Origin of the sequence: Streptomyces humidus, assembly GCF_014649655.1 — a bacterium.
Taxonomy (GTDB): Bacteria; Actinomycetota; Actinomycetes; order Streptomycetales; family Streptomycetaceae; genus Streptomyces; species Streptomyces humidus.
Genome location: NZ_BMTL01000026.1, coordinates 83,183 through 101,929, shown reverse-complemented (window position 1 = coordinate 101,929; position 18,747 = coordinate 83,183). Strand labels below are relative to the sequence as shown.

The 18,747-nt window shown below is 71.4% G+C and carries 13 protein-coding genes; 12 read left to right on the top strand and 1 reads right to left on the bottom strand.

All coding sequences use genetic code 11. The features are described from left to right. The first annotated feature begins 1 nt into the window (after window position 1). Window positions 2-838: a methylenetetrahydrofolate reductase gene (locus tag IE239_RS28050; protein WP_190152193.1), complete on the top strand. Its 837-nt coding sequence runs from the start codon at window positions 2-4 to the stop codon at window positions 836-838. Between the two features lie 87 nt (window positions 839-925). On the opposite strand, the gene purU is transcribed toward IE239_RS28050, so the two are convergent. Continuing rightward, window positions 926-1,798 carry a formyltetrahydrofolate deformylase gene (gene purU / locus IE239_RS28045; RefSeq protein ID WP_190152192.1) on the bottom strand — a complete coding sequence of 291 codons (873 nt, stop codon included), beginning with the start codon at window positions 1,796-1,798 and terminating at the stop codon, window positions 926-928. A 218-nt stretch (window positions 1,799-2,016) separates the two neighbouring features. Between purU and IE239_RS28040 the strand changes: the two genes are divergently transcribed. The 11 genes from IE239_RS28040 (at window position 2,017) to IE239_RS27990 (ending at window position 18,716) form a co-directional block, all read left to right on the top strand. Beyond that, the gene (locus IE239_RS28040) at window positions 2,017-3,486 is read left to right on the top strand and encodes an aldehyde dehydrogenase family protein (protein ID WP_190152191.1); all 1,470 of its coding nucleotides are present in this window, start codon (window positions 2,017-2,019) and stop codon (window positions 3,484-3,486) included. Between the two features lie 20 nt (window positions 3,487-3,506). Then, window positions 3,507-4,595: a quaternary amine ABC transporter ATP-binding protein gene (locus IE239_RS28035; RefSeq protein ID WP_190152190.1), complete on the top strand. Its 1,089-nt coding sequence runs from the start codon at window positions 3,507-3,509 to the stop codon at window positions 4,593-4,595. Further along, window positions 4,592-6,610 carry an ABC transporter permease gene (locus tag IE239_RS28030; protein ID WP_190152189.1) on the top strand — a complete coding sequence of 673 codons (2,019 nt, stop codon included), beginning with the start codon at window positions 4,592-4,594 and terminating at the stop codon, window positions 6,608-6,610. Before IE239_RS28035 ends, IE239_RS28030 begins: the two co-directional genes overlap by 4 nt. Before the next feature lie 13 nt (window positions 6,611-6,623). Further along, on the top strand, window positions 6,624-7,601 hold the full coding sequence (locus IE239_RS28025) for an ABC transporter substrate-binding protein (RefSeq protein WP_190152188.1): 978 nt from the start codon (window positions 6,624-6,626) through the stop codon (window positions 7,599-7,601). Between the two features lie 225 nt (window positions 7,602-7,826). After that, the gene (locus IE239_RS28020; protein WP_190152187.1) at window positions 7,827-10,265 is read left to right on the top strand and encodes a GcvT family protein; all 2,439 of its coding nucleotides are present in this window, start codon (window positions 7,827-7,829) and stop codon (window positions 10,263-10,265) included. Between the two features lie 37 nt (window positions 10,266-10,302). Beyond that, a complete protein-coding gene (locus IE239_RS28015) occupies window positions 10,303-11,163 on the top strand; it encodes a bifunctional methylenetetrahydrofolate dehydrogenase/methenyltetrahydrofolate cyclohydrolase (protein ID WP_190152186.1) in 861 nt (286 codons plus the stop codon). A 58-nt stretch (window positions 11,164-11,221) separates the two neighbouring features. Beyond that, a complete protein-coding gene (locus tag IE239_RS28010; protein WP_190152185.1) occupies window positions 11,222-12,454 on the top strand; it encodes a sarcosine oxidase subunit beta family protein in 1,233 nt (410 codons plus the stop codon). A gap of 11 nt (window positions 12,455-12,465) precedes the next feature. Beyond that, window positions 12,466-15,702, top strand: a complete 3,237-nt coding sequence (locus IE239_RS28005; RefSeq protein WP_190152184.1) for a sarcosine oxidase subunit delta family protein — start codon at window positions 12,466-12,468, stop codon at window positions 15,700-15,702. Continuing rightward, entirely contained in the window at window positions 15,695-16,297 is a 603-nt protein-coding gene (locus tag IE239_RS28000) for a sarcosine oxidase subunit gamma (protein WP_190152183.1), read from the top strand. The genes IE239_RS28005 and IE239_RS28000 overlap by 8 nt, the downstream gene beginning before the upstream one ends. Window positions 16,298-17,001: 704 nt before the next feature. Beyond that, window positions 17,002-18,087: an S-(hydroxymethyl)mycothiol dehydrogenase gene (locus IE239_RS27995; RefSeq protein WP_190152182.1), complete on the top strand. Its 1,086-nt coding sequence runs from the start codon at window positions 17,002-17,004 to the stop codon at window positions 18,085-18,087. Beyond that, window positions 18,084-18,716, top strand: coding sequence for an MBL fold metallo-hydrolase (locus IE239_RS27990; protein ID WP_190152181.1), 633 nt, complete (start codon window positions 18,084-18,086; stop codon window positions 18,714-18,716). The genes IE239_RS27995 and IE239_RS27990 overlap by 4 nt, the downstream gene beginning before the upstream one ends. Window positions 18,717-18,747: the final 31 nt, after the last annotated feature.

Here is an 18,747-nt window from a genome sequence, read left to right as displayed (position 1 = left end):
GTTGGCCGCCGCAGGGCTGCGCGCGCTGCTGAGCACGGTCCGCTACGAGGTGCTGCCGGCGAGGGCCACCGAGGAGAAGGTCCTCGCCCACGTCCCGCGCGACGTCGTCGTCACCGTGACGGCGTCACCGGTCAAGGGCCTGGAACCGACCCTCGACCTCGCCGGCCGGCTGGCCGCGCACGGGTACCGTACGGTCCCGCACGTCCCCGCCCGGCTGCTGCGGGACGACCTGCACCTGAAGGAGGTCGTGGACCGGCTGCGCGAGGCGCGCGTCGACGACGTGTTCGTCCCCGCGGGCGACGCCGACCCGCCGGCCGGGCCCTACCACGGGTCGCTGCCGGTGCTGCGCCGGCTGAGCGAGCTGGGCGGGCCGTTCGCCCGGGTCGGGGTGACCGGATACCCCGAGAGCCATCCGCTCATCCACGACGACGTCACCGTCCAGGCGATGTGGGACAAGCGCGAGCACGCCACGTACATCGTGAGCAACCTCTGCTTCGACCCGCGGGTGCTCGGGGACTGGCTCCTGCGGGTGAGACGCCGGGGGGTGACTCTGCCGGTCCACGTAGGCGTCGCGGGGCCCGTGCAGCGGGCGAAGCTGCTCGCCATGGCGACGAAGATCGGGGTGGGGGAGTCGGCCCGCTTTCTGACCCGGCACCCGTCGTGGTTCCTGCGCTTCGCCGCTCCCGGCGGCTATGCGCCCGAAAAGCTGCTCAGCCGCGCGCGCGACGCCCTCGCCGACCCCGGGTCCCGGGTGGCGGGGCTGCACCTGTTCACCTTCAACCAGATCGCGGAGACGGAGCGGTGGCGGCGGGCCCTGCTGGACCGCCTGGAGGACTGAGCACACTCCCTCTCCCACGTCGCCGGACGCCGGACGCCGGACGGGCCCTCGGGCCCGTCCGGCGTTCGTATACGGACGTCGCGGTGTTCAGCGGAAGACGACGGTGCGGTTGCCCTCGACCATGACACGGTTCTCGCTGTGCCACTTCACCGCGTGCGCGAGCACCTGGGCCTCCACGTCCCGGCCGACCGTGACCAGCTCGCCGGGGTCCAGCGAGTGGTCCACCCGGACCACGTCCTGCTCGATGATCTGGCCCTCGTCGAGGTCGGACGTCACGTAGTGCGCCGTCGCGCCGACGAGCTTCACGCCGCGGTCGTAGGCCTGGTCGTAAGGGCGTGCACCCTTGAAACTGGGCAGGAAGGAGTGGTGGATGTTGATGGCGCGGCCGTCCAGCTCCTTGCACAGGTCGTCGGAGAGGATCTGCATGTAGCGGGCCAGCACCACCAGGTCGATGTCGAGGTCACGGACCAGTTCGAGCAGCCGCGCCTCGGCGTCCGGCTTGCTGTCCCGGGTCACCGGGACGTGGTGGAAGGGGACGTTGTACGTCTGCGCGAGCTTCTCGAAATCCCGGTGGTTGGAGACGATCGCGGGGATCTCGATGTTGAGCGCGCCCGCCCGTTGGCGGAAGAGAAGGTCGTTCAGGCAGTGCCCGAACTTGGACACCATGATCAGGGTCCGGGTCGGCGTGGAGGCGTCGCTGAGGGACCACGAGATGCCGTAGGCCTGGGCGACGGGGCCGAAGCGGTACCGCAGGCTCTCCAGGCCGACGTCCGGGTCGGAGACGTCGAAGTGGACCCGCATGAAGAACCGGCCCTGAAGTCGGTCGTCGAACTGCTGGCTTTCCAGGATGTTGCCGGAGTTCCTGACGAGGAAGCCGCTCACGGCGTGAACCAGCCCCGCGCTGTCGGGGCAGGAAAGCGTCAGGACGAACTCACGGCCAGGTTGCGGTCGAGGGGACATGGGCGGCCTCCGTCGGTGCGTATTGCACAACAAGGTGAGCGATACGCAACATGGTCGGCTCGGCGCCGCCTGCGGTCAAGGGTGGGCGGTCAAGTGGCCGCATGTCCAAATCGTCATCCCTGAACATCTTGACGTTCGCCTGGTCAGCCGACAGGGTGTTCCATCACAAGCAATCGGGTGCACGATGCGCAACGAATTTCAGTCGGAAGGCTCGGCGCGTGGCAGACCTGTATGTGAATGGCGAATGGCGGGCTCCGGTGGCCGGTGGTCACCGCGAGATCCGGTGTCCCGCTGACGGCACGCTCACGGCGACCGTCTCGGAAGGGACGCGACCCGACACCGAGGCGGCCATCGCCGCGGCCAGGGAGGCCTTCGACGCCGGCCCCTGGCCGGGCACCCCCGAGCGGGAGCGCGGCGCACTGCTGCTGCGCACCGCCGACATCATCGAGCGCGACGCCAAGGGCTTCGCCCGCGCGGAGTCGCTCGACACCGGCAAGCGGGTGGTGGAGAGCGAGTACGACATCGCCGACGTCGTCTCCTGTTTCCGCTACTACGGCGGTCTCGCGGGCACCGACGCCGGCCGGGTGATCGACACCGGCCGCGACGACGCCGTCAGCCGGGTCGTCTACGAGCCGATCGGGGTGTGTGCACTGATCACTCCCTGGAACTACCCGCTCCTGCAGGCGAGTTGGAAGGTCGCCCCGGCGCTGCTGGCCGGCAACACGATCGTCCTCAAACCCAGCGAGCTCACCCCCTCCACCTCCGTCCTGCTGATGCGGGCGCTGGAAGAGGCCGGGCTGCCGGCGGGCGCCGCCAACCTCGTGCTGGGCGCCGGGCCCGAGGTCGGCGCGCCGCTCTCCGAGCACCCGGACGTCGACATGGTCTCCTTCACCGGCGGTCTGGCCACCGGCAGGCACATCATGGCCACCGCCGCCGCGACCGTGAAGAAGGTCGCGCTCGAACTCGGCGGCAAGAACCCCAACGTCGTCTTCGCCGACGCCGACTTCGAGACGGCTGTGGACTTCGCCCTCACCGCGGTCTTCCTGCACTCGGGACAGGTGTGCTCGGCCGGCGCCCGCCTGATCGTCGAGGACGGCCTGCACGACCGTTTCGTCGACGAGGTCGTCCGGCGCGCCCGGCTCATCCGGCTCGGCGGCCCCTACGACCCCGAGGCCGAGACCGGTGCGCTGATCTCCGCGCAGCACCTGGACAAGGTCGAGGCGTATGTCGCGGCCGGCCTCGCCGAAGGCGCCGTCCTGCGCTGCGGCGGCGAACGCCCCGGCGACCCCGCGCTGGCGGGCGGCCACTACTACCTGCCCACCGTTCTCGACGAGTGCCGACAGGACATGCGTGTGGTGCACGAGGAGTCGTTCGGCCCGGTGCTCACCGTGGAGCGCTTCAGCGGCGAGGACGACGCCGTGCGCATCGCCAACGACACCGAGTACGGGTTGGCCGGCGCGGTGTGGACGCAGGACGCCGGCAAGGCGCAGCGGGTCGCCCGGCGGCTGCGGCACGGCACCGTGTGGATCAACGACTACCACCCCTATGTGCCGCAGGCGGAGTGGGGAGGTTTCGGGCATTCGGGTGTGGGCCGGGAGCTGGGACCGACCGGCCTGAACGAGTACCGAGAGCCCAAACACATCTGGCAGAACATCCAACCCCGGCCGCAGCGCTGGTTCCGCGGCTGACCGCCGAAAGAAGGCCGAACATGACCACCCAGACCGAGGTGCCGCCGCGGCGCGGCACGCCCCAGGACTCGGGTCCCACCCCGGTCATCTCCGTGCGCAGGCTGTGGAAGGTGTTCGGGCCGAAGGCCGACCGGGTGCCCGGGTCCGAGGAGTTGTGCGGGCTCACCCGCCGCGAGCTGATGGACCGCACCGGCTGCACCGCCGCCGTACGCGACGTGAACTTCGACGTGTCGCCCGGCGAGGTCTTCGTCGTCATGGGCCTGTCCGGCTCCGGCAAGTCCACCCTCGTGCGATGTCTGACCCGGCTGATCGAGCCCACCGCGGGCGAGATCGTCTTCGAGGGCGAGGACATCCGCCAGGCCGACGACAGGCGCCTGCGCGATCTGCGCCGCCGCAAGTTCTCCATGGTCTTCCAGCACTTCGGGCTGCTGCCGCACCGCCGGGTCGTCGACAACGTGGCCTTCGGCCTGGAGATCCGCGGCATGAGCAGGGCGGAGCGCGTCCGGCGGGCCCAGGAGGTCGTCGAACTCGTCGGCCTCGCCGGCTACGAGAAGTCCTACCCCGACCAGCTCTCCGGCGGCATGCAGCAGCGCGTCGGGCTGGCCCGCGCGCTGGCCGGCGAGCCGGACGTGCTCCTCTTCGACGAGCCGTTCTCGGCGCTCGACCCGCTGATCCGCCGTGACATGCAGAACGAGGTCATCCGGCTTCACCACGAGGTCGGCAAGACGATGGTCTTCATCACCCACGACCTCTCCGAGGCCCTCAAGCTGGGCGACCGCATCCTGATCATGCGCGACGGCAAGATGGTCCAGTGCGGCACGGGCGACGAACTCGTCGGCGCCCCCGCCGACGACTACGTCCGCGAGTTCGTCAAGGACGTGCCGCGCGGCGACGTGCTCACCCTGCGGTGGATCATGCGGCCCGCGGAGGACGGCGACGCCCTGGACGGCCCCGAGCTGGGCCCGGACGTCGTGGTCAAGGAAGCCACCCGGGCGGTGCTCGCGGCCGACAAGCCCGTCAAGGTCGTCGAGAACGGCAAACTGCTCGGCATCGTCGGCGACGAGGAGATCCTCGCCGTGGTCGCCGGACAGGAAGGCGGCGCCCGATGACCGTCGTCGTGGAGAAGACCGAGCCGCCGGGCAAACCGGAGGCGACCCGGCCGGGGCCGGAGCCGGCCCCGGCCGGGGAGGCCCGCAGGATCGGCCGCCCCCTGGTGATCGGCGCGATCCTGGTCGTCTGGCTGGTGCTCTTCGTCGTCCTGCGCGGCAGGCAGACCCTCGCGCTCGCGGCGGCCGACCTGACCGATCTGCACCGGTGGTTCAACGACGTCAACGACTCGATCGGCGCGAACCGCAACTCCAACCCCCTGTTCCTGTACTTCTTCAACGAGATCCGCCTGGTCATCGACCACCTGGTCACCTTCGTGCAGGAGTTGATCTCCCAGCCCTCCGCCGGCCGCCCCCTCCCGCAGATCGGCTGGCTCGGCGTCGTCGGCATCGCGGGTTACGTCTCCTGGGCCTTCGGCAACTGGCGGGTCGCCCTGCTGGCCGTGGCGGGCTTCACCTTCCTGGGCCTGCAGGGCCTGTGGCAGGAGAGCATGGACACCCTGGCGCTCACCGTCTCCGCGGTCCTCGTGGCGCTGTTGTTCGCGATCCCCCTGGGGGTGTGGGCGGGGCTGTCCGACCGGGTCAACCGGGTCGTCACCCCCCTGCTGGACTTCATGCAGACGATGCCGACCTTCGTCTATCTGGCCCCACTGACCCTGTTCTTCCTCATCGGCGGAGCCTCCGCCACCATCGCCACGGTGATCTACGCGGCGCCGCCGGCGATCAGGATCACCGCGCACGCCATCCGGACCGTGCCGGAGACGACGGTGGAGGCGGCCGACTCGCTCGGCGCGACCCGCCGGCAGGCCCTGCTGAAGGTCCTGCTGCCGATGTCCAAGCGGACCGTGGTGATGGGCGTCAACCAGACCATCATGGCCGCCCTGGCCATGGTGACCATCGCGGCCCTCATCGACGCTCCCGGCCTCGGCAAGACCGTCGTCCAGGCGCTGCAGTCGCTCGACGTGGGCACGGCCTTCAACGCGGGCCTGTCCATCGTCGTCATGGCGATCGTCCTCGACCGGGTGACGACCGCGGCCAGCACCCGCGAGGAGGAGGCCCGGCGTTCGAAGAACCGGTTCCTCGCCTGGCGGCGGCCGCTGCTCGGCGCGGGAGCGGTCCTCACGGCCGTCCTGGTCTTCATGTCGCACACCTATGTGTGGGCGGCCGAGTTCCCCGGCGAGGGAGGCTTGGGCAGCTCCATCGCGGGTGCGGCGGACACCTCGACGACCTGGGTGCAGGACAACCTCTCGGGCGTCACCAACACCGTCCGCGACCTGATCACCAACGGACTGCTCAACCCGTTCCAGTCGCTGCTCACGGACTCCCCCTGGTGGCTCGTCGGCGCCGTGCTGGTCGCGCTCGGCGTCGTCCTGGGCGGCCGCCGGGCCGGGATCACCACCGCGGTGTGCGTGGGACTGCTGGTCGCCACCGGGATGTGGTCGGACAGCATGACGACCCTGGCCTCGACCGTGGTCGCCACCATTCTCGTGATGCTGCTCGGCATCGGCTTCGGCGTCTGGATGGGCCGCAGCCGGCTGGTGGACCGCGTACTGCGGCCGAGCCTGGACGCGGCACAGGTCATGCCGCCGTTCGTCTATCTGGTGCCGTTCCTCGCGCTCTTCGGCGCGACCCGTTTCACGGCGATCGTCGCCGCGATCGTCTACGCGGCTCCCGTCGCAATAAAGATCATCGCGGACGGGGTGCGGAACGTGCCCGAGACCACCGTGGAGGCGGCCACCTCCGCCGGGTGCAACACCTGGCAGATCATCACCAAGGTCCAGCTGCCGATGGCGCGCGGCGCCCTGACTCTCGCCACGAACCAGGGCCTGATCTACGTGCTGTCGATGGTTGTGGTGGGCGGCCTGGTGGGCGCGGGCGCCCTCGGCTACGACGTCGTGGCCGGTTTCTCGCAGGGCCAACTGTTCGGAAAGGGGCTCGCCGCTGGGCTGGCCATCGTCCTTCTCGGAGTCATGTTCGACCGGATCACTCAAGCAGCGGCGCGGCGTGCCGGCGCATAAGGAGAAACTGATCATGGCAAGGCAAGCAAGACGATGGAGAGCCGGCGCGGCCGGCGCAGCGGTCCTCGGCCTCACCCTCACCGCCTGCGGCGGTGCGAAGGTCGGGAGCAGTTCCTCGGACGCCGGCGGTTCGAGCGGCTCGGGCAAGTGCGGCGCGTTCAACCTCGCGGTCAACCCGTGGGTGGGCTACGAGGCGGACGCGGCGGTCGTCGCGTACGTCGCGCAGCACGACCTGGGCTGCACGGTCACCAAGAAGGACCTGAAGGAGGAGATCGCCTGGCAGGGGTTCGGGACGGGCGAGGTGGACGCCGTCCTGGAGAACTGGGGTCACGACGACCTGAAGAAGAAGTACATCGACGGGCAGAAGACGGCCGTCCCCGCCGGTTCGACCGGCAACAAGGGCATCATCGGCTGGTACGTGCCGCCGTGGCTGGCGAAGGCCCACCCGGACATCACCGACTGGAAGAGCCTGAACAAGTACGCGGCCGAGTTCAAGACCTCCGAGTCGGGCGGCAAGGGCCAGCTCCTGGACGGCGACCCGTCGTACGTCACCAACGACGAGGCTCTGGTGAAGAACCTGAAGCTGGGCTTCAAGGTGGTGTACGCGGGCAGCGAGACGGCGCTCATCCAGGCCTACCGCAAGGCCGAGAAGAACAAGGAATGGGTGATCGGCTACTTCTACGAGCCGCAGTGGTTCCTGTCCGAGGTGCCGTTGGTGAAGGTGAACCTGCCCCCGTACAAGGCGGGTTGCGACGCCGACGCGGAGAAGGTCGCCTGTGACTACCCCGTGTACGACCTGGACAAGATCGTCAGCGCGAAGTTCGCCAAGTCCGGCAGTCCCGCCTACGACCTGGTGAAGAACTTCAACTGGACGAACGACGACCAGAACACGGTGGCCAAGTACATCGCGGTCGACAAGATGACCCCGGAGGCCGCGGCGAAGAAGTGGGTCGACGCCAACCGCGCCAAGGTGGACGCCTGGGTCAAGTAGGAGCGCGGACCGGAAGCGGGAATCCGGTCGGTTCATGCCCGGTGGGCGGTGTGCGCGGGATGCGCGCCGCCCACCGGGCATCGCCGTGTTCCGGCCTGTTTTCCCGAGGTCTCGGGACCCTTGACACCCACCTGCGCGGAAGGCACATTGAGTTGCGCAACCTGAACCGCGTTGCGTAAACAGCAACTCGATCGGCACGGCTGATCAACAGACGGAGGTGCGGCGATGGCGGGACCCCGAGTGGTCATCATCGGAGCGGGAGTCGTGGGCGCGGCTCTCGCGGACGAGATCTCCGCGCGAGGCTGGACCGAGGTGACCGTGGTCGACCAGGGCCCGCTGCCCGCCACCGGCGGCTCCACGTCACACGCCCCCGGCCTGGTCTTCCAGACGAACTCCTCCAAGACGATGACCGAACTGGCCCGGTACACCGTCGAGAAGTTCTGCTCCCTCGACGTGGACGGCAAGCCCTGCTTCCTCCAGGTCGGCGGTCTCGAAGTGGCCACCACCCCCGAGCGCCTGACCGAACTGCGCCGCCGGCACGGCTGGATCACCGCCTGGGGCATCGACGCCCGCCTGCTCACCGCGGACGAATGCCTGCAGCAGCACCCGCTGGTCAATCCCGCCAAGGTCCTCGGCGGCCTCCTCGTCCCCACCGACGGCCTCGCCAAGGCCGTCCTCGCCGTCGAGGCCCAGATCCGCCGGGCCACCGAGCGCGGCGTGACCTTCCTGGCCCGCCACGAGGTCCTCGACGTCCTGACGGCCGACGACGAGGTCACCGGCGTCCTGACCGACCAGGGCGAGATCCCGGCGGACATCGTCGTGTGCTGCGCCGGCATCTGGGGCCCGAAGATCGCCCGCATGGCCGGGATGAACCTCCCGCTGACTCCGCTCGCCCACCAGCTCGCCTGGACCGGCCCGATCCCGGCACTCGCCGGTCAGACCGAGGAGGCGGTCCGGCCGATCCTGCGCCACCAGGACGCCGACCTCTACTACCGCGACCGCTTCGACGGCATCGGCATCGGCTACTACGGCCACCGCCCGATGCCCGTCACCGCCGACGAGATCCTCTCCGTGGAGGAGGCCGACGGCATGCCGTCGGTCCTGAAGTTCACCGAGGACGACTTCGCGGACGCCTGGACCGAGACCCAGGCGCTCCTCCCCGCCACGAAGGAGGCGAAGGTCGAGGAGGGCATCAACGGCCTGTTCTCCTTCACCACCGACAACTTCCCGCTCCTCGGCGAGTCACGGGACGTCAAGGGCTTCTGGGTCGCCGAGGCCGTCTGGGTCACCCACTCCGCCGGCGTGGGACGCGCCATGGCCGAATGGCTGGTCGACGGCTACTGCTCCTCCTTCGACCTGCACGAGTGCGACCTCAACCGCTTCGAGCCGCACCAGCTGTCCCCGGAGTACGTCCTGGCCCGCGACTGCCAGAACTTCGTCGAGGTCTACGACATCATCCACCCCCTCCAGCCGCCCGGGGACCCGCGCCCGATCCGCACCAGCCCCTTCCACGCCCGCCAGCAGGAGCACGGCGCCGTCTTCCTGGAGGCGAACGGCTGGGAGCGTCCGCAGTGGTACGAGGCCAACGCCGGCCTCGTGGACGGCCGCAGCATCCCGACCCCGGGCGACTGGGCCGCGCGGTTCTGGTCGCCGATCGTCGGCGCCGAGGCCCAGGCCACCCGCGAGACCGTCGCGATGTACGACATGACGGCCCTCAAGCGCCTGGAGGTGAGCGGCCCCGGCGCCGCCGACCTCCTGGAGCGCCTGTGCACCGGCAAGGTCGCCAAATCCGTCGGCTCGGTGACCTACACGCTCTTCCTCGACCACGACGGCGGCATCCGCAGCGACGTCACCGTGGCCCGGCTGGCCCGCGACACCTTCCAGATCGGCGCCAACGGCAACCTCGACCTGGACTGGATCACCCGCCACCTCCCGGCCGACGGCACGGTCCAGGTCCGCGACATCACCCCCGGCACCTGCTGCATCGGCCTGTGGGGCCCGCTCGCCCGCAAGGTCCTGCAGCCTCTCACCGACGCCGACTTCTCGGGCGAAGGACTGAAGTACTTCCGGGCCAAGACCGCCTACATCGGCTCGGTGCCCGTCACCGCCATGCGCCTGAGCTACGTCGGCGAACTCGGCTGGGAGCTCTACACCACCGCCGACCAGGGCCGCAAGCTCTGGGACACCCTCTGGGAGGCGGCCCGGCCCCTCGGCGGCGTCATCGCCGGCCGTGGCGCCTTCAACAGCCTGCGCCTGGAGAAGGGCTACCGCTCCTTCGGCACCGACATGACCTACGAGCACGACCCCTACGAGGCCGGCGTCGGCTTCGCCGTCAAGCTCGACAAGGACGACTTCATCGGCAAGGCCGCGCTGCTGCGCCGCAAGGAGAACGTTCGCCGCAAGCTGTCCTGCCTCGTCGTCGACGACCCCCGCTCGGTCGTCCTGGGCAAGGAACCCGTCTTCGACGGCGAGCGGCCGGTCGGCTACGTCACCAGCGCCGCCTACGGCTACACCATCGGCAAGGGCATCGCCTACGCCTGGCTCCCGGCCGAGCTGACGTCCCCCGGAACTGTGCTGCACATCGGCTACTTCGACCAGCGCGTCGAGGCGGTCGTCACCGAGGAACCCCTGTTCGACCCCACCATGTCCCGCCTCCGTGGCTGATCCCCGGCCACGGCCGACGAGGGAAGGAACACCGCCGGTGAACGCACAGTTGCTCGACGGCAGGGCCACCGCCGCCGACATCCGCCGCGAACTCACGGAGCGCGTGGCCAAGTCGACCGCCACGTCCGGCCGCCCGCCCGGCCTCGGCACGGTGCTGGTCGGCGACGACCCCGGCAGCCGCGCCTACGTCGGCGGCAAGCACCGCGACTGCGCCCAGGTCGGCATCGCCTCCATCCGCCGCGACCTGCCCGCCGACGCCACGCAGCAGCAGGTCGAGGACGTCATCGACGAATTGAACGCCGACCCGGCCTGCACCGGCTACATCGTCCAGCTCCCGCTGCCCCGCCACCTCGACGCCAACGCCGTCCTGGAACGCATGGACCCGGCCAAGGACGCCGACGGACTGCACCCCGTCAACCTCGGCCGGCTCACCCTCGGCGTCGACGCCCCGCTGCCGTGCACCCCTCGCGGCATCGTCGAACTCCTGCGGCGCCACGGGGTACCGCTCGACGGCGCCCGGGTCTGCGTCGTCGGCCGCGGCATCACGGTCGGCCGCCCCATCGGCCTGCTCCTCACCCGCCGCTCCGAGAACGCCACCGTCACCTTGTGCCACACCGGCACCAAGGGCCTGGCCTGGCACACCCGCGAGGCCGACATCGTCATCGCGGCGGCCGGCTCGCCAGGGCTGATCACCAAGGACATGCTGCGCACCGGCGCGGCCGTCCTGGACGTCGGCATCACCCGCACCGAGCAGGGCCTGGTCGGCGATGTCCACCCGGACGCCGCCCAGGTCGCCGGCTGGATCGCGCCGATGCCCGGCGGGGTCGGTCCCATGACCCGCGCGATGCTGCTGGCCAACGTCGTCGAGGCCGCCGAGAGGAACGCCACCGCCCTATGAACGCGCACGTCCCCCAGCACCCGCAGTATCCGTACCTTTCGGAAGACGGAGACGTCCGATGAGCCCCCGCACCCCCGGCGCAGACCTCCCCGAACACCCCGACTGGCTGTGGCGCGACCCCGAGCCCAAGAAGTCGTACGACGTGGTCGTCGTCGGCGGCGGCGGACACGGCCTGGCCACCGCCCACTATCTGGCGAAGAACCACGGCATCACCAACGTCGCCGTGCTGGAGAAGGGCTGGCTCGGCGGCGGCAACATGGCCCGCAACACCACGATCATCCGCTCCAACTACCTGTGGGACGAGAGCGCCGGCATCTACGAGCACGCCCTCAGACTCTGGGAGGGACTGGAGGAGGAGCTCGACTACCCGATCCTCTTCTCCCAGCGCGGCGTGCTGAACCTCGCCCACAGCCTCCAGGACGTCCGCGACAGCGTGCGCCGCGTGGAGGCCAACCGCCTCAACGGCGTGGACGCGGAGTGGCTCGACGCCGACGGCGTCAAGGAAGTCTGCCCGATCGTCAACATCTCGCAGGACGTGCGCTACCCGGTCCTCGGCGCCACCTACCAGCCGCGCGCCGGCATCGCCAAGCACGACCACGTGGCCTGGGGCCTGGCCCGCTCCGCCGACGCGGCCGGCGTCGACATCATCCAGAACTGCGAGGTCACCGGCCTCGACGTGGTCGGCAACCGGGTCGTCGGCGTCCGCACGACCCGGGGCCGCATCGCGGCCGGCAAGGTCGCGCTGTGCTCTGCGGGACACACCTCGGTCCTCGCCGCCATGGCGGGCATCCGGCTCCCCGTCCAGTCCCACCCCCTGCAGGCCCTGGTCTCCGAGCTCCTGGAGCCGGTGCACCCGACGGTCGTGATGTCCAACGCCGTCCATGTGTACGTCAGCCAGGCGCACAAGGGCGAGCTGGTGATGGGCGCGGGCATCGACGCCTACAACTCGTACACCCAGCGCGGCGCGTTCCACATCATCGAGGAGCAGATGGCCGCGGCCCTGGAGCTCTTCCCGGTCTTCGCCCGCGCGCACGTCCTGCGCACCTGGGGCGGCATCGTCGACGTCAGCCCCGACGCCTCGCCGATCGTCGGGCTCAGCCCGGTCGACAACCTCTATCTCAACTGCGGCTGGGGAACGGGCGGTTTCAAGGCCACCCCGGGCGTCGGCTGGGTCTACGCCCACACCATCGCCCACGACACCCCGCACGCCCTCAACGCCCCCTTCTCGCTCGACCGTTTCACCACCGGCGCGCTCGTCGACGAGCACGGCGCGGCCGCGGTGGCCCACTAGGGAGCCCAACCATGCTGCTGATCCCCTGCCCGTGGTGCGGGCCCCGCGACGAGGCCGAGTTCCACTACGGCGGCCAGGCCCACGTGGCCTACCCCGAGACCCCCTCGGCCCTCACCGACGAGGAGTGGGCCCGCTACCTCTTCTTCCGCGAGAACACCAAGGGCCCGTTCGCCGAACGATGGAGCCACGCGGCGGGCTGCCGCCGCTGGTTCAACGCGGTCCGCGACACCTCGACGAACGAGATCCTGTCGGTGTACCGCACGGGCGAGGACCGCCCCGCGACCCCCGACGCGAAGCCCGCGCTCTCCGCCCGCCCGGCGTTCGGGGACGAGACCGTCCGGGCCGCGGGGGAGTCCGCGGGCGCGGCTCCGGCGATCGTGGCCGAAGGGGCGCAGCCCCTTCAGGACGGGGCGGGCGGGGGCGGGAGGATCCAGCCGTTCCGCCACCCCACCCGGGGCCGGATCGACCGCGACACCCTCCTGACCTTCACCTTCGACGGCACGCAGTACCAGGGCCACCGGGGCGACACCCTCGCCTCCGCCCTCCTCGCCAACGGCGTCATCCAGGCGGGCACCAGCATCAAGCTCGGCCGCCCACGGGGCGTCTTCTCCGCCGGCGTCGAGGAGCCCAACGCCGTCGTCCAGATCGAGGAACCCTTCCCCGAGCCGATGCTCCCCGCAACGACCGTCGAGCTCTACGACGGCCTGGTCGCCACGAGCCTCCCCGGTCAGGGCCGCCTCGCCACCGAACCCGACCCGGCCCGCTACGACGCCGTGCACGCGCACTGCGACCTCCTGGTCGTGGGCGCGGGTCCGGCCGGGCTCGCCGCCGCGGCCGCGGCGGCGAACAGCGGCGCCCGCGTCATCCTCGCCGACGACCAGCCGGAGCCCGGCGGCAGTCTTCTCGGCACGGCCGAACACCTCGACTGGGTGGGCGAGACCGCCGTCCTGCTCGACGCCGCCCCGGAGGTCCGGGTCCTGCGCCGCACGACCGTCTTCGGCTACTACGACGACAACCACCTCCTCGCCGTCGAGCGCCGCACCAACCACCTCGGCGGCGCGGCCCCCGAGAACGTCTCCCGCGAACGCGTCTGGCGCATCCGCGCCCGCCGCGTCGTCCTCGCGACCGGCGCCCACGAGCGCTCGCTGGCCTTCCCGGACAACGACCGCCCCGGCGTGATGCTGGCCTCCTCGGCCCGCACCCACGTCAACCGGCACGGCGCCCTGCCCGGTCGCCACGCGGTCGTGTTCACCACCAACGACAGCGCCTACGCGGCGGCCCTGGACCTCGTCTCGGCAGGCCTGGCCGTCGCGGCGATCGTCGACACCCGTGCCGAACCGGGGGAGTGGGCCGAGCACGCCAGGGCGGCCGGCATCGAGGTCCTGGCCGGTCACGCCGTCACCGGCACGGAGGGCGAGTCCCGCCTCACCGCCGTGACCGTCGCCCCGTACGGCGAGTCCGCCGGGCAGCGGGAGTTCGCCGCCGACCTGCTGCTGGTCTCCGGCGGCTGGAACCCGGCCGCGCACCTGTTCAGCCAGTCCGGCGGCAAGCTGCGCCACGACGAGACCCTGGGCTCCTTCGTGCCCGACACCGGTCGTCAGGCCGTCGAGGTCGTGGGCAGCGCGAGCGGTGTCCTCGACCCGGCCGCCGTCCTCGCCCAGGGCGCCGCCGCCGGCGCCCGCGCGATCGAGGCCGAGGGGTACACACCCGAGGCACCCCGCCTGCCCGCCGTGCCGGCACAGCCACGGCCGACCCCGGCGATGCACGTGTACGTCGTCCCGGGCGAGTCGGACGCCCCCCGGTTCGTCGACCTCCAGCGCGACGTCACGGTGGCCGACCTGGCCCGCGCGACCGGCGCCGGCCTGCGCTCGGTGGAGCACACCAAGCGGTACACCACGGCCGGCACCGCCAACGACCAGGGCAAGACCTCCGGCGTGCTGGCGAGCGGTGTCGTCGCCGAACTCCTCGGCGTGGACGTCTCGTCCCTCGGCACGACGACCTTCCGCCCGCCGTACACACCGGTCTCCTTCGCCGCCCTCGCCGGCCGTGACCGCGGCGTGCTCAGCGACCCGGTCCGCACGACCGCGCTCCACGAGTGGCATGTCGGGCAAGGGGCGCTCTTCGAGAACGTCGGCCAGTGGAAGCGCCCCTGGTACTACCCGCGGGACGGCGAGGACATGGAGGCCGCGGTGCTGCGCGAGTGCGCCGCGACCCGCGAGGGCGTGGGCTTCATGGACGCCTCCACCCTCGGCAAGATCGACGTGCAGGGGCCGGACGCCGGTGTCTTCCTCGACCTGCTCTACACGAACATGATGAGCACCCTGAAGGTCGGCATGATCCGCTACGGCGTCATGTGCCGCCCGGACGGCATGGTCTTCGACGACGGCACGGTCATCCGAGTCGACCGGGACCGCTTCCTGGTCACCACGACGACCGGCAACGCGGCCGCGGTGCTGGACTGGATGGAGGAGTGGCTCCAGACCGAGTGGCCCGAACTGAAGGTGCACTGCACCTCCGTGACCGAGCAGTGGGCCACGGTCGCCCTGGTCGGCCCGAGGTCGCGAGAGGTGATCGGCTCCCTCGCGCCCGAACTCGCCGTCGCGAACGAGGACTTCCCGTTCATGGCCTGGCGTGAGACGACCGTCGCGGGCGTCGGGGCCCGGGTCTGCCGGATCAGCTTCTCCGGCGAACTCGCATACGAGATCAACGTGTCGCCGTGGGAGGCGCTGACCGTCTGGGAGGCCCTGTACGAGGCCGGAGCCCCGTACGGCATCACCCCGTACGGCACCGAGACCATGCACGTCCTGCGCGCCGAGAAGGGCTACCCGATCATCGGCCAGGACACCGACGGCACGGTCACCCCGCAGGACCTCGGCATGGGCTGGGCGGTCTCCAAGAAGAAGCCGGACTTCATCGGCAAGCGCTCGTTCGCCCGCGCCGACACGGTGCGCCCCGACCGCAAGCACCTGGTCGGCCTCCTCCCCGAGGACCCGGCCGCCTTCCTGCCCGAGGGCACCCACCTGGTGGCCGACGTCGAACTGCCGGCCCCGCCCGTCCCGATGCTCGGCCACGTCACCTCCAGCTACCGCAGCGCCGCTCTCGGCCGGACCTTCGCGCTCGCCCTGGTCAAGGGCGGCCGGGACCGCATCGGCGAGCGGCTCTACGCCCCTGTGGGCGACCGAATGGTCCCCGTGACCGTCGCGAGCCCCGTCCTCTACGACCCCGAGGGAGCCCGCCGCGATGGCTGACACCGCCCTGACCTCCCGGCCCCGCAGCCCGCTGTCCCGGGTCGCCGACCGGCTGGCCGCCGCCACCCGCGCCTCCCGGGGCCTCATCCGGCTGGCCGAACTCCCCTTCCTCACACAGCTCGACGTGCGTGTCGACGCCAAGGGGGCCGCGGCCGACGCCATCGGCCTCGCGCTGGGCCTGCCCCTGCCGCTGGAGCCCGACACCGTCGCCCGCGCGGGGGAGCTGACCGCGCTCTGGCTCGGCCCCGACGAGTGGCTGCTCGTGGGACCGCCGGGCCGCGAGCGCGAACTGGAGAACCGGATCCGGGAGGCCGCGGGTGCGGAGCCGGTCTCGGTCACCGACGTCTCCGCGCAGCGCACCACGGTCCTCGTCGCCGGCGGAGGAGCCCGTGACCTGCTGGCCCACGGCTGCTCGCTGGACCTGCACCCGCGGGTCTTCGGTTCCGGCCGCTGCGCCCAGACCACCTTGGGGCGCACCCAGGTCGTCCTGGTCGCGCGCGAGGAGCCCGGCTCGGGTTTCTGGGTCCTGGTCCGTTCGTCGTTCGCCGGATATCTGGCGGACTGGCTGCTCGACGCGGCGACGGAGTACGTCTGAGTCACCCCGGCGGGGGCGACCCCGTCCCCCTGTGGGAGCTCCGGCGAGGGGCTCCCACAGGGCTGTGTGCGGCAGGGAGGCGACCACGTCCTGCCCGCGCGGTCCTGTCAGCGCGTCGAAAGCCGCACACCAGTGATCGTCACGGCCCCCGCCGTCGAGGCGCCATCGCATCCGGGAACTCCGGACCCGTGTCCGCAGGGGCTTCCCCGGCCCGGCCGGACGCCGGTCATGGGCGTCGTGAACGTCACGCCCGACTCGTTCTCCGAGGGCGGGCCGTCGTTCGCCGGACATGCCGTCGTGGCCCACGGGCTCGCCCTGTCGGAGCAGGCCGCGGATCCCGAGGCGTTCGCGAGGCGGGGCGGCGCCGGCGGGAACCGGTCGCCCGCACGGTCGCACGGCCGCTCCCGTCCGGGGGAGAGCGCGCCTCAGGAGGGGGAGCGGACAAGTCGGCGCGGCCGACCTCTTGACAGTGAGTGCCGCCAAGGAGACAGTTTGCTCATCGTTGCTCATGGCGATGATGGTTGCGCTATACGAAACTCAATGGCCGGTGAACGATGGCTCGGCCACGGTCTCCGGCCGGGCGCCGACGAAGACACTCCCGCCCTTCCTCGCCGGCAGCTCCGGGGAGCGACCGGCGTCCTCCCGCCCTCCCGCACATCCGGCCGAAGCACGGATTCGGCCGCCCCCCGACGAGGAGATCGACCGTGACACACGAGGTACGCGCCGTCGTCGCCCGCAAGAAGGGCGCCCCGGTCTCGGTCGAGACCGTCCTGGTGCCGGACCCCGGCCCCGGAGAGGCGCTGGTGCGGGTGCAGGCCTGCGGTGTCTGCCACACCGACCTGCACTACCGGGAGGGCGGGATCGGCGACGCGTTCCCGTTCCTGCTCGGCCACGAGGCCGCGGGCGTGGTGGAGTCGGTCGGGGAGGGCGTCACCGACGTCGCCCCCGGCGACTTCGTCATCCTCAACTGGCGAGCCGTCTGCGGCGACTGCCGTGCCTGCCGCAGAGGCAGGCCCTGGTACTGCTTCGCCACGCACAACGCCACCCGGCCGATGACCCTGGCCGACGGCACCCCGCTCTCCCCGGCCCTCGGCATCGGCGCCTTCGCAGAGAAGACCCTGGTCGCCGCCGGACAGTGCACCAAGGTGGACCCGATCGCCGCGCCCGCTGCCGCCGGCCTCCTCGGCTGCGGTGTGATGGCAGGGTTCGGCGCCGCGGTCAACACCGGCGGCGTAGGACGCGGTGACTCCCTCGCGGTGATCGGCTGCGGCGGGGTGGGCATGGCCGCGATCACGGGCGCCAAGGTCGCCGGCGCCGGCCGCATCATCGCCGTCGACGTCGACGAGCGGAAGCTGAAGTGGGCCGAGCGGTTCGGCGCCACCGACACCGTCGACTCCTCCAGGACCGACGCCGTCGAGGCGATCCGCGAACTCACCGGCGGCTTCGGCGCCGATGTCGTCGTGGACGCGGTGGGCCGCCCCGAGACCTTCAAACAGGCCTTCTACGCCCGCGACCTGGCCGGCACCGCCGTCCTGGTGGGCGTCCCCACTCCGGAGCTGACTCTCGAACTGCCCCTGCTCGACGTGTTCGGGCGCGGCGGCGCGCTGAAGTCCTCCTGGTACGGCGACTGCCTGCCCTCCCGCGACTTCCCCGCCCTGATCGACCTCTACCTCCAGGGCCGCTTCGACCTCGGCGGGTTCGTCACCGAGACCATCGGCCCGGACGACGTCGAGGCCGCGTTCACCAAGATGCACCACGGCGACGTCCTGCGCTCGGTGGTGGTCCTGTGAACGCCCGCGTCGAGCGCCTCGTCACCTCCGGCACCTTCGAACTGGACGGCGGCGCCTGGGAGGTCGACAACAACGTCTGGCTGATCGGCGACGACGAGGAGGTGCTCGTCGTCGACGCCGCGCACGACGCGGACGCGATCGCGGCCGCCGTGGGCGAGCGCCGCCTGGTCGCCGTCGTGTGCACGCACGCCCACAACGACCACGTCAACGCAGCCCCCGCCCTGGCCGCCCGCCACGGCGCGCCCATCCTGCTCCACCCGGCCGACACAGTGCTGTGGAAGATGGCGCACGGCGAGGAGGCGCCCGGCTTCCGGGAACTGCTCGCGGGCGAGACGCTGACGGTCGCCGGCGTCGAACTGACCGTGCTCCACACCCCCGGCCACTCGCCCGGCGCGGTCTGTCTCCACGCGCCCGAGCTGAACGCCCTGTTCTCCGGCGACACCCTCTTCCAGGGCGGTCCCGGAGCCACCGGCCGCTCCTTCTCGGACTTCGGCGACATCATCGCCTCCGTCCGGGACCGGCTGCTGAGGCTCCCCGCCGACACCACCGTCCACACCGGTCACGGCGAAACCACCACCATCGGGGCCGAGGCGCCCCACCTCGACGAGTGGATCGCCCGCGGCCACTGAACAGCCCGCCATCTCTTCCGAACACCCCGAA